At 42.2% G+C, this 11007-nt stretch carries 13 protein-coding genes; 7 read left to right on the forward strand and 6 right to left on the reverse strand.

Annotated features, from left to right (window positions below; genetic code table 11):
* Positions 1 to 119: 119 nt before the first annotated feature.
* Together QZY09_RS20400 and gap are read left to right on the forward strand one after the other, a co-directional pair.
* Positions 120 to 1223 carry an MraY family glycosyltransferase gene (locus QZY09_RS20400; protein ID WP_295675481.1) on the forward strand — a complete coding sequence of 368 codons (1104 nt, stop codon included), beginning with the start codon at positions 120 to 122 and terminating at the stop codon, positions 1221 to 1223.
* 111 nt (positions 1224 to 1334) lie between these two features.
* On the forward strand, positions 1335 to 2327 hold the full coding sequence (gap, locus tag QZY09_RS20405) for a type I glyceraldehyde-3-phosphate dehydrogenase (RefSeq protein WP_295675504.1): 993 nt from the start codon (positions 1335 to 1337) through the stop codon (positions 2325 to 2327).
* Positions 2328 to 2437: 110 nt separating this feature from the next.
* On the opposite strand, the gene QZY09_RS20410 is transcribed toward gap, so the two are convergent.
* Positions 2438 to 2668: a hypothetical protein gene (locus tag QZY09_RS20410; RefSeq protein WP_295675483.1), complete on the reverse strand. Its 231-nt coding sequence runs from the start codon at positions 2666 to 2668 to the stop codon at positions 2438 to 2440.
* Positions 2669 to 2748: 80 nt separating this feature from the next.
* Positions 2749 to 3063, reverse strand: coding sequence for a hypothetical protein (locus QZY09_RS20415; protein WP_295675485.1), 315 nt, complete (start codon positions 3061 to 3063; stop codon positions 2749 to 2751).
* Between the two features lie 207 nt (positions 3064 to 3270).
* Between QZY09_RS20415 and QZY09_RS20420 the strand changes: the two genes are divergently transcribed.
* The 5 genes from QZY09_RS20420 (at position 3271) to QZY09_RS20440 (ending at position 7709) form a co-directional block, all read left to right on the forward strand.
* Entirely contained in the window at positions 3271 to 3705 is a 435-nt protein-coding gene (locus QZY09_RS20420) for a GNAT family N-acetyltransferase (protein WP_295675487.1), read from the forward strand.
* A gap of 96 nt (positions 3706 to 3801) precedes the next feature.
* On the forward strand, positions 3802 to 4992 hold the full coding sequence (pgk, locus tag QZY09_RS20425; RefSeq protein WP_295675489.1) for a phosphoglycerate kinase: 1191 nt from the start codon (positions 3802 to 3804) through the stop codon (positions 4990 to 4992).
* Positions 4993 to 5117: 125 nt separating this feature from the next.
* Positions 5118 to 5354: a hypothetical protein gene (locus QZY09_RS20430; RefSeq protein WP_295675491.1), complete on the forward strand. Its 237-nt coding sequence runs from the start codon at positions 5118 to 5120 to the stop codon at positions 5352 to 5354.
* The gene (locus tag QZY09_RS20435; RefSeq protein ID WP_295675494.1) at positions 5336 to 5746 is read left to right on the forward strand and encodes a type II toxin-antitoxin system VapC family toxin; all 411 of its coding nucleotides are present in this window, start codon (positions 5336 to 5338) and stop codon (positions 5744 to 5746) included. The genes QZY09_RS20430 and QZY09_RS20435 overlap by 19 nt, the downstream gene beginning before the upstream one ends.
* An 88-nt stretch (positions 5747 to 5834) precedes the next feature.
* Positions 5835 to 7709, forward strand: a complete 1875-nt coding sequence (locus QZY09_RS20440; protein ID WP_295675496.1) for a CocE/NonD family hydrolase — start codon at positions 5835 to 5837, stop codon at positions 7707 to 7709.
* A 93-nt stretch (positions 7710 to 7802) separates the two neighbouring features.
* Here QZY09_RS20440 and QZY09_RS20445 read toward each other — a convergent pair whose 3' ends face one another.
* The 4 genes from QZY09_RS20445 to QZY09_RS20460 form a co-directional block, all read right to left on the reverse strand.
* Positions 7803 to 8033, reverse strand: a complete 231-nt coding sequence (locus tag QZY09_RS20445; protein ID WP_295675497.1) for a hypothetical protein — start codon at positions 8031 to 8033, stop codon at positions 7803 to 7805.
* A 1-nt stretch (position 8034) separates the two neighbouring features.
* Positions 8035 to 9441 (reverse strand): sigma-54 dependent transcriptional regulator, encoded by a 1407-nt coding sequence (locus tag QZY09_RS20450; RefSeq protein WP_295675499.1) that lies wholly within the window; start codon positions 9439 to 9441, stop codon positions 8035 to 8037.
* Positions 9442 to 9650: 209 nt separating this feature from the next.
* Positions 9651 to 10433, reverse strand: a complete 783-nt coding sequence (locus QZY09_RS20455; protein ID WP_295675501.1) for an enoyl-CoA hydratase-related protein — start codon at positions 10431 to 10433, stop codon at positions 9651 to 9653.
* A 12-nt stretch (positions 10434 to 10445) separates the two neighbouring features.
* Positions 10446 to 10865 carry a cobalamin B12-binding domain-containing protein gene (locus QZY09_RS20460; RefSeq protein WP_096355620.1) on the reverse strand — a complete coding sequence of 140 codons (420 nt, stop codon included), beginning with the start codon at positions 10863 to 10865 and terminating at the stop codon, positions 10446 to 10448.
* Between the last annotated feature and the right edge of the window lie 142 nt (positions 10866 to 11007).

The raw sequence follows: 11007 nt of genomic DNA on the forward strand, positions 1-11007 counted from the left end.
ATTGGAAATGAAAATGTTAATATGTTTATAATTTACTTTTAAATTAATAGTCAAATGTTAGTTACTTACAGGCATCGATTGATTATTGATTTGATAAACTCCCCTAATTGCTTACGTAAATGATGGATTTTTTACATAATTATACTATTGTTTATTATATCCTGATAGTTCTTATTTCTATCTTCATTACAGCATTTGCCATTCCTTCTATCTTACACGTTGCGCGGTTCCGTCACTTATATGACGATCTGGGCCACTTCAGGAAGACTCATGATCATGGCATCCCGCGCCTTGGCGGTGTAGCTATTTTTGTTGGCTTTACCATTACTTCGCTTTTGCTGTGCATGACTGATAAATCACTGCCGATCAATTATTTACTTACTGCCTGCATTATTTTATTTGCTATGGGGTTAAAGGATGACCTTTCAGGCGTGAATTCAAGCACTAAATTCATTATCCAGCTCATCGTTTGTTTTATCCTCGTAGTTTTAGGTAATATCAGGCTTACCAGCCTGTATGGCGTTTTTGGCATTTATGACCTTTCGTATTTTTTAAGTGCGGGCATTTCCATTTTGTTAATCCTGGCTATAGTTAACGCTTTCAATTTAATAGATGGTATTGATGGTTTGGCCGCCACAACCGGTATCGTTGCCAACGGAGCATTTGCTGCGCTGTTTTTATACATCCGTCAGTTTGAACTGGCTGCTGTCTCGCTGGCAATGGTCGGCGCAATTATCGGATTTTTAAAATTCAATATCACCCCGGCAAAAATATTCATGGGCGATACAGGTTCATTGTTAATCGGGTTGATCTCCGCAGTAATGGCCATTAAGTTTATGGAAGTAAACCACGTGGCAACCGGAACGTCGCCTGAGATATTTGCTGTACCTGCTATCACCTTTGCCATTTTAATTGGGCCGATATTTGACACCGCCCGCGTTTTTATTGTACGCATTTCAAATGGCGTGTCACCGTTCATCGCCGATCGTAACCATATTCATCACCGAATGCTGAAACTGGGCTTCAATCATTTACAAACTACGCTTATTTTATCCGGCATCAACGTTATGTCGATAATAACAGTGCTTTTATTCAACAATTACGGAAGTTCGGCACTAATCATTTTGATCGTCGCCTTTTCCCTGATCTTCAATTGGAGTATCACCTTTTTTATCCGCTCAAAAGAACGCGAAAACCTGGCACTACGCAATTTATTTTTGTAATCTGATCTTGCCTTTAACATTCAGCGTATTGTAAATACTATTCTTTAAGGGGTTATTTTCAAACCCCTCTACCTTATTTTACTTAGATTTGCAGCCTTATAAATCGATATGATGAGGATTGCGATAAACGGTTTCGGGCGTATAGGCCGTATATTTTTAAGGAATATTATCAACTCGGAAGAAATTACTGTGGTTGCTATTAATGACCTTGCCGACACAAAAACACTTGCCCACCTTTTTAAATATGATTCTGTTCATCATGGCTTTAACGGAACGATAACATTTGATGAGAAATATCTTTTTGTAAATGGCCAGGCGATAAGTGTATTTTCGGAAAAAAATCCCGCTGATCTGCCCTGGAAAGAACTGGATATCGACCTTGTAATTGAGTCAACCGGAAAATTTACTTCAAAACAGGGGGCATCCCAGCATTTGCAGGCGGGCGCCAAACAGGTTATTATTTCGGCACCCGGCACCGATAAAAATATCCAAACAATAGTATTGGGTGTTAATGATGCAACCGCCGACCTGTATTCTCCAATCATTTCCAACGCCTCGTGTACTACCAATAATGTGGCGCCAATGGTCAAGATCCTGGACGATAACTGGGGGATTATAAACGGGTATATTACCACCGTTCACTCCATGACGGGAGACCAAAACCTCCACGACGCCCCCCATAAGGACCTGCGCCGGGCACGGGCCGCTTCGGCCTCCATTATCCCTACAACAACTGGGGCAGCAAAAGCTATTACTACTATTTTCCCTCACCTCGACGGTAAGTTAGGCGGGGCCGGCATCAGGGTGCCTGTTTTAAACGGATCGCTGACCGATTTCACCTGTATATTAAAAAAACCTGCTACCGTCGAAGAAATTAACGCAGCCTTTAAACAAGCTGCTGAAGGATCCATGAAAAATATCCTGGAATATACCGAAGACCCCATTGTATCAACCGATATCCTGGGCAATACACATAGTTGCATTTTTGATGCACAGCTTACATCCATCGTTGGCGGGCTTGTAAAAGTGGTTGGCTGGTACGATAATGAAATGGGCTACTCAAGCCGCCTCGCTGATTTGGTTAAGCGAATAGCTTCGCTGTAGTCCGAAAGCCGGAAAAGTCCGGAACGACCGAAAGATGAACGCCGTAAAATGATTGATAGCTCCCAAAAAAATACGCGAAGCTACTTTCGGACTTTACTGACTTTCCGTACTTACTTCGTATACACCAGCACTGCCGCCTCCGACTGGGGCAAATAGTTTTGTTGATTATAGTAACTAAACGAGGTAAAAACAACTGTATCGTCCGTTTTGCCGATAAATAAGGTTTGAGCATTTAATGCGTCTTTATTTGAAGCGTATGACTTAAAAAAGGTAAATGGCCGGTTTACATTTATCTTCACCATTTTCACATTATTGATTACCGTATCGCTAACTTTTTTCAATATCAAATTGTTTAAATTATCATCCACCCAATCAAGTGTGGAATTGCCTCCTTCGGCAACGGTAGTAAAATCAAGACCGTTTAATAAGGTAGTTTTAAAGTCTTCCTGTAAGTGAACAGCTGATATCTTTGGTAGGCTTCGGAGGTGAAGAAAATATCAACGTTCTCATTAAATACCAATGTAAGTTTACTGCCCGAAACACTCGTTTTTACCGTTTGCTGGTTAATATTAAACTTAGGCATATGAATGGAGTCATCGTGGCTTAGCCTGGAACCCGCATCGGGCGGGGTAGTGCCAGTGCTGTTATTTTTGTTGGTTTGAGGGGTAACTTCCCCCTGTTTGCTGCACCCTGCGAGTATTACGGCTGCAAAAATCAAGGTAAAAAATAGTTTCATAACCGGGTTTATAATTTTTATAGGTATTTGATAGGATGCAATTGTTATGCAAATTTTTAGGATAATTGCAAAAACATTAAAAAACATCTTTCGGATAGGTTAAAAAGGGCTTACGCCAAAAGTTTCTTATTGTTTAATAATTAAAAACAAATTGGCATGGGGAAAAACCTACTCAATTTGGCAAATAATAGCTAATTAATAGTAAAAATGATCAGGTTTATAAAAGTTGAGGAATTGCTGCCTATCAGAAACGAGGTATTGCGGGAAGGAAAACTGAAAAATGATGAATGCCGCTTCCCTTCGGATCAGTTGGAAGGCGCGTTTCATTTAGGCTATTTTTTTAATAATGAACTGGCTTGTGTGGTTTCGCTTCATCCCCAAAATTACGGCGAATTTGTTGGCACAGGCTACCAGTTGCGGGGTATGGCAACGTTTGAACAATTCAGAGGCAACGGATTCGGCAACCAATTGGTAAACTTTGCCATCGTTTATCTGCGTGGGCAGCGGGCAAATTATGTTTGGTGCAACGCCCGCAAAAAAGCATTGCCGTTTTATTTAAACGTTGGATTTGAAGTAATCTCGCCTGAATTTGATGTGCCTGGCATCGGCCCGCATCATGTAATGTATGTTAAAATAAAGTGATGCCCTTATGATTTACATCACTTTTAACTTTTAAATTCAGAATATAGAAAAATTTTGCTGAATTTGGCGGCTTTAAAACTTACAGGATTAAATACTATGAAAACGATAGATCTAATTAGCTTTGCTGGAAAGAAAGCACTTATAAGGGTTGATTTTAACGTTCCCCTGGATAAAGATTATAATATTACCGATGATAACCGGATGACAGCCGCGCTGCCAACCATCAACAAGATTTTAAAAGACGGCGGGGCGGTGATCCTGATGTCGCACCTGGGCCGGCCAAAAGGCGGCCCTGAAGATAAATATTCCCTAAGGCACCTCGTTCCGCATCTGTCTGATTTATTGGGCCAGCAGGTTGAATTCGCTGACGATTGCATCGGAACCGAAGCGGTTGAAAAATCAAAAGCCCTTGAAAGCGGCGAAGTATTGCTGCTTGAAAACCTGCGTTTTTATAAAGAAGAAGAAAAAGGTGATGTGGCCTTTGCCGAAAAACTGTCAAAATTGGGCGATATTTATGTGAATGATGCCTTCGGTACGGCACACCGGGCACACGCCTCAACTGCAGTAATTGCCCAGTTTTTCCCAAATGCCAAATTCTTTGGCTACCTGATGGCCGCAGAACTGAAAAATGCTGAAAAAGTATTGAACAGTGCGGTTAAGCCTTTCACTGCTATTATGGGCGGTGCAAAAGTTTCAGACAAAATTGAACTGATTGAGCGTTTGCTGGATAAGGTTGACAGCCTGATCATTGGTGGCGGTATGGCGTATACCTTTGCCAAGGCACAGGGTGGAAAAATCGGTAAATCATTGGTTGAAGAAGATAAACTCGACCTCGCTTTAAGCCTTATCGAAAAAGCAAAAGCCAAAGGCGTAAATTTATTATTGCCGACAGATTCAGTAATTGCCGACAATTTTTCAAACGATGCGAATACGGCCATCGCACAAAATAATGATATACAAGACGGATGGATGGGTTTGGATATCGGCCCTGATTCTATTGTCGAATTTACCAAAGTGGTAGAAGGCTCAAAAACCATTTTATGGAACGGCCCGATGGGCGTTTTTGAAATGGAAAAATTTGAAGCCGGCACCAAGGCGATTGGCCTGGCCGTAGTAAAAGCTACAGAAAACGGCGCGTTCTCCCTGATAGGCGGTGGTGATTCAGCCGCAGCGGTAGCCAAATTCGAATTAACCGACAATGTGAGCTACGTATCCACCGGTGGTGGTGCGCTGCTTGAATATATGGAAGGCAAGGAATTGCCCGGCGTTAAAGCGATTAACGAATAGGTTTGATTTCGGAAGTTCGGCACGATAGCTGTCGGGCTCGGATTTACATTTTGAAAATCATAAAGAAGGTGAGCGTTGCTTGCCTTTTTTTGTTTAATAAACTATCTTTATAAAAAGTTTAAATTATGCCCGAGGTTGTTATAACATATAAAAAGCCAGAAACTCTGAAAATTTTAAAGAGTCTGGCAAAATATTTGGATTTCAAAATGTCTGAAACTAAAAGTAAACCTGCTTCTGCAAATGGCGTTACTATTATTCCGGGAGATAAAAACCTGGATATCTCTGCATTACAGGAAGTATTTACCGGGGCCGGTATCGATGCTGCTAAGTTGAGAAAAGAAGCGTGGCAAAGAAAATCATAATTTGCGATACGGACGTAATGATTGACTATCTGAACATCAATAGTCAACGGCATCCTTCCACCAAAAATATCCTTAAAAACCTCATTGGACTCGACAATATATTACTTTCTGCAATAACGAAAATGGAGTTGATCGTCGGAGCTACTAATAAAACCGATTTAAACAACATCAACAAAAACATTCATAAGTTTAGTATCGCTCTTATTGGTGATGGTGTTACTCAAACTGCTATTCAATTACTTCAAGAATATAAACTCAGTCATGGCCTTGCCTTGCCCGATGCATTGATAGCTGCCACAGCCTTGATTTTGGAGCTTGAATTGTACACCTACAATATAAAAGACTACAAATTCATCAATAGTTTGGTATTATTTGAACCTGCGAATCAATGACCCCTTCCGTAACGATTTTATGATAACCCAACCCCGTTGTCATTTTTGTTTTATTCCGTACTTTTAAAAACTTTTTAACTGACTTTTCATGAAGAAACTTACCTTTTGGGCATTATCCCTTTCATTTTTCTCATTAAGTGCCTTCGCGCAGCCCGGTGGTGCCGATGCTGCCTACGTAAAAGATAACTATACCAAATACGAATACCAGGTGCCCATGCGCGACGGTATAAAACTATTCACTTCGGTTTATGTGCCAAAAGACACCTCCAAAAAATATCCGATTATGATGGACCGCACACCTTACAGCATTGAACCCTATGGCGCTGATAAATACAAAGGCAGTCTGGGGCCATCCCCATTGTTTTTACACGACAAGTACATTTTTGTTTACCAGGATGTGCGCGGCCGCTGGATGAGCGAAGGCATTTTCCGCGAGATGACGCCCGAACTGGAGCAGCATAAAACCAATAAAGATGTTGATGAAGGCACCGATACCTACGATACCATCGACTGGCTCATAAAAAACATCCCTAACAATACGGGCAAAGTAGGCGCCTGGGGTATCTCCTATCCCGGCTTTTTTACTACCACCTGCTTACTGAGTCGTCACCCGGCGTTGGTGGCAGCATCGCCGCAAGCGCCAATGTCCGATCTTTACCGAGATGACGCCTTCCATAACGGCGCTTTTATGCTGGTTGGTAATTTTAGCTTTTATCCTTTTTTTACTAACCGGCAGGATGGTAAACCCACCCAGCGCCCGGGCAGCGAGCTAAAGTATGGCACGGAAGACGGATACGAGTTCTATTTGAAAATGGGCTCATTAAAAAACTCCAATAAACCCCAATACTACAACGATACAATCAGGTTGTGGAACGAAATGCTGGACCATCCCAATTACGACCAACACTGGAAAGACCGCAACGTATTGCCGCACCTGCACGATATTAAAACAGCTACCCTGGTTACCGGCGGCTGGTACGATGCCGAGGATCTTTACGGCGCCATCAATACGTACAAAACTTTAGTAAAAGACAATCCCAATACCCCTATCTATTTCGCGATGGGTCCCTGGGTACATGGCGGATGGGCGCGGGGTGCGGGCGACCATTTGGGCGATGTTGATTTCGGCGGCCAAACCGGGCCATTTTACCGGGAGAAGATAGAGTTTGCCTTTTTTAGTCATTATTTAAAAGGGACAGATACAGATATCCCAAAGGTATCCACCTTTGAAACTGGCGTCAATCAATGGAAAACTTACAAAACCTGGCCGCCAAAAGAAGCAGAGGATAAAAACCTGTACTTGTTGCCAGGTGGCAAGCTTTCTTTTAATGCGCCAAAAGCATCCTCAGGCTCCGATGAGTTCGTATCTGATCCTAACAAACCAGTACCATTTATCAGTGAAACCGACCTGGATATGAAACGCGAATACATGACCGCCGATCAGCGTTTTGCCGAAAGACGACCCGATGTGTTGTCTTACCAGACCGATGTATTGGACCACGATATTACGCTTGCCGGCAACATTTGGGCAAACCTGAAAGTAAGTACCACGGGTACCGACGCCGATTGGGTTGTTAAAGTAATTGACGTTTATCCTGACACGGCTAAAAACAATAAGTTTACCGGCCAGGGCGTTTATATGTCGCATTACGAACAAATGGTGCGCAGCGAGGCGATGCGCGGCAAATTCCGTAAAAGCTTTGAATTCCCGGTGGCATTTACGCCCGGACAGGTAAGTCCGGTAAACTTTGAATTACAGGATGTGCTGCACACCTTTAAAAAAGGGCACCGCATTATGGTGCAGGTACAAAGCACCTGGTTCCCGTTGATAGACCGTAACCCGCAACGTTTTGAAGATATCATGAAAGCAAAGGATTCCGATTTTCAGAAGGCAACCAATAAGGTATATTCTACAAAAGAAAATCCGAGCTATTTAAAAGTGAGGATAATGCCTGGAGAATAATTCGGTTAAGTGATGGACACCATTGTTTTATTGACAAGGTTGTCCATTTTCTTTGATATATCCATCGGCGGAAATATCGTTTTCCTTAAATAACTATTCCGTTTCTTTGAGCAGGGAGCTTATTTTTTTTGTGCTGAGTGAGATCGATTCAAGATAAAAGGTGCAATCTTCAGTCGCCTCCGGGATTTCGTAACGTAATTGCTCCAGCGCCAAAAGTATATTTGAAAGCTGGTTATTGATATCATGTTTTAAGGTGCGCAAAGTATCGTCGCCGGTTTTGCCTGGAGATTTGGCTTTAGTTTTATCTTTTGCCTGGCCCTTCATGTTATTTAATATTGATAGCCTTCATTTTATTATAAAGGGTTTTCCGGTCAATATTTAATATCTCAGCCGCTTTGGTCTTATTGAAATTAGCTTCCCTTAATACTTTTAATATCGTTTCGTATTCAGCTTCGAGGGCCGCGTTTTTCAGGTCGTGGCGCACCTCTTTTATTTCAAAGCTTTCGACATGATTGCCATATTCATATACGGGCATTTTAAAGTTCGAAATCTCAAGCGGCAGTGCCTTCATGGTAATTTCATTCCCTTCAGTCAACAGCGTTGCCCTGCGAACAACGTTTTTCATTTCGCGCACATTGCCCTGCCAGCGGTAGTTCATAAAACATTCTACAACTTCCGGAGAGAATGAAACCACATTACGTCCCAGCTCGTGGTTTGCCAGCTTTAAAAAATGGTCGGCCAGCAGCATAATATCATTTCCCCGATCGCGCAGGGGCGGTATAAAGATACTAAACTCATTGAAACGGTGGTAAAGGTCCTCCCTGAATCTTCCTTTTTGTATGCCTTCCTGAAGGTTTTCGTTGGTAGCGATGATGATGCGCACATCAAGGTTAATTTCCTTGGTACTACCTATTCTTTTAACTTTCCGTTCCTGTACGGTTCGTAACAAGGCCGCCTGGATCTCATAGGATAAATTTCCTACTTCGTCCAAAAACAAAGTACCGCCGTTTGCCATTTCAAAATGGCCTATTTTGGTATATAAAGCACCTGTAAAGGAGCCTTTTTCGTGACCGAAGAATTCACTCTGTGCCAGCTCTTTGGTTAACGATCCGCAGTCCATCGCTATAAATGGCTGGTTGTAGCGCGGGCTGTTTAAATGGATGCTCTTCGCAACCGACTCCTTGCCGGTACCACTTTCGCCCATAATGATCACGCTGTAATTTGTTGGGGCCACTAATTCTATCTGGCGCAAAAGTTCGCGGGAAGCACGGCTGGTGCCTAATACAAATTCGCCATTAAAGGCTTGTTTTCTATTTTCCCTTGATGATTTATCCTCGTTGTTCTTTTCGGCTTTATCCTCAATCAGGGCATAATGTGTTTCAATCGCTTTAGTGATGGTATTTAGAATTTCATCTGGATACAAAGGCTTGGTGATATAATCATAAGCGCCCATTTTTATCAGCTCAACGGCCATCTTTATGTCCGAGTAGCCGGTAATAATAATCACACCCGTTTTAGGGTATTGGGTTTTTATGTTTTTAAGCATTTCGCGGCCATCTGTATCTTCCAGCCTGAAATCGCACAGTACAAGGTTAAAGTCGCCGTTTTTAAGGTACTCCATACCAATAGTGCCGGTTGATGCAGTAGTTACATCAAAACCATTTCGTGTCAAAAGCTTCGCTAACAGCAACGCAACATTAACTTCATCATCAATGATGAGAATTCTTTTCATACCAGCAATTATTGTTTTATCATTAAGGTCGTTTGCATGTTAATTAACATACTAATCCGCTAATTTATAAATTTAATCCTCTCTTACGTTTTTAAGGAGACAAAAGTTATATTTTGCTGAAAATCATGCCCGATTAGTGTAAGAAATAGTATCAAAAACCAAAAATGCGCGGCTATGGCAGAAGGGACGCTGCCAATTATCAAAAAAAATTATTCTCCTTTGAAAGCGGGTTTACGTTTTTCTAAAAATGCTGCTATACCCTCCTGGAGGTCTTTGGTTGTAAAACATTTTGAAAATTCTTCGATCTCCGTTTCAAACCCATTTACCCCATCCTTTACTGCAGCATTTACGGCTTTTATTGCCGAGGCGATTGCAAGCGGCGCCCGCAATAATATTTTATTTAGTAATTCTTCGGCCTTTCCCAATAATTGCTCCTGGCTCACCACATGGTTTACAAGGCCGTATTGAAGCGCATCAGCGGCAGTAATCATATCAGCGGTCATGATCATCTCCATCGCTTTCCCTTTTCCAACCAGTGCGGTTAAACGCTGGGTGCCCCCATAACCGGGGATCAACCCTAAGGTCACTTCGGGCAAGCCCATTTTGGCATTTTCAGAGGCGACACGGATATGACAGGCCATAGCAAGTTCCAATCCACCACCCAGGGCGAAACCGTTAATAGCCGCAATTACTGGCTTGTTGCCATTCTCTATCAAATCAAAAACAAGTGTTTGTCCCTGCCTTGCTATCCCGCCACCACCTTCGGCACCTGTATCCTTAAATTCAGAAATATCAGCACCCGCTACAAAAGCTTTTTGCCCTGCACCGGTAATAATAATTCCGCCAATTTTAGGGTTACTAAAGGCATCCGATAAGGCCGAATGCAATTCATCCAGGGTGTCTTTATTGAGGGCATTCAATTTGCTTTCACGATTGACGATGATGTATTGAATGCGCTCCTTATAATCAATAAGTAAATTTTGAAATAACATCTTAAATCCCTCTTAAAAATTACGGTGCTGATGCACCCATTCCGTAATGTATTTTACAATATCTTTTGTATGGGTACCCGGCGGAAAAAGTTCACCAATGCCCAGTTTTTTTAGTTCAGCCATGTCTTCCTGCGGGATGATGCCACCACCGGTAATCAGGACATCATCCATTCCTTTTTCCTTTACCAGGTTGATAATTTTCGGGAATACTGTCATGTGCGCACCCGAAAGGATAGACACCCCGATGGCATCCACATCTTCCTGCAGGGCAGTATTTACCACCATCTCAGGAGTTTGGCGCAACCCGGTATAGATCACTTCCATTCCCGCATCGCGCAGCGAAGTGGCGATAATGCGCGCACCACGGTCGTGCCCGTCAAGGCCAACTTTGGCTACTAAAACACGAATAGGACGGTTAAAAGGTTTGCTCATTTAAAACCCTGATTGGTTGCTTGTAAAAGTAATAAGAAATTATGAGCTTGTTAAAATAGCAATCATTAAGCCCACAAACTATTCGTATTTAAACGATTTATAAATAAAAACAAAAACAATTTAAATATTACCCGCATAAACA

The sequence above is a fragment of the uncultured Mucilaginibacter sp. genome (assembly GCF_903913935.1).
Classification (GTDB): Bacteria; Bacteroidota; Bacteroidia; order Sphingobacteriales; family Sphingobacteriaceae; genus Mucilaginibacter.

Excerpts from the sequence above, each read along its gene's own strand:
- QZY09_RS20445 (WP_295675497.1), bottom strand. The coding sequence starts at position 8,033 with ATGAAGGGCCAGGCAAAAGATAAAACTAAAGCCAAATCTCCAGGCAAA.
- QZY09_RS20430 (WP_295675491.1), top strand. The coding sequence starts at position 5,118 with ATGCCCGAGGTTGTTATAACATATAAAAAGCCAGAAACTCTGAAAATT.
- QZY09_RS20455 (WP_295675501.1), bottom strand. The coding sequence starts at position 10,433 with ATGTTATTTCAAAATTTACTTATTGATTATAAGGAGCGCATTCAATAC.
- QZY09_RS20450 (WP_295675499.1), bottom strand. The coding sequence starts at position 9,441 with ATGAAAAGAATTCTCATCATTGATGATGAAGTTAATGTTGCGTTGCTG.
- QZY09_RS20400 (WP_295675481.1), top strand. The coding sequence starts at position 120 with ATGATGGATTTTTTACATAATTATACTATTGTTTATTATATCCTGATA.
- QZY09_RS20415 (WP_295675485.1), bottom strand. The coding sequence starts at position 3,063 with ATGAAACTATTTTTTACCTTGATTTTTGCAGCCGTAATACTCGCAGGG.
- QZY09_RS20440 (WP_295675496.1), top strand. The coding sequence starts at position 5,835 with ATGAAGAAACTTACCTTTTGGGCATTATCCCTTTCATTTTTCTCATTA.
- gap (WP_295675504.1), top strand. The coding sequence starts at position 1,335 with ATGAGGATTGCGATAAACGGTTTCGGGCGTATAGGCCGTATATTTTTA.
- QZY09_RS20460 (WP_096355620.1), bottom strand. The coding sequence starts at position 10,865 with ATGAGCAAACCTTTTAACCGTCCTATTCGTGTTTTAGTAGCCAAAGTT.
- pgk (WP_295675489.1), top strand. The coding sequence starts at position 3,802 with ATGAAAACGATAGATCTAATTAGCTTTGCTGGAAAGAAAGCACTTATA.
- QZY09_RS20420 (WP_295675487.1), top strand. The coding sequence starts at position 3,271 with ATGATCAGGTTTATAAAAGTTGAGGAATTGCTGCCTATCAGAAACGAG.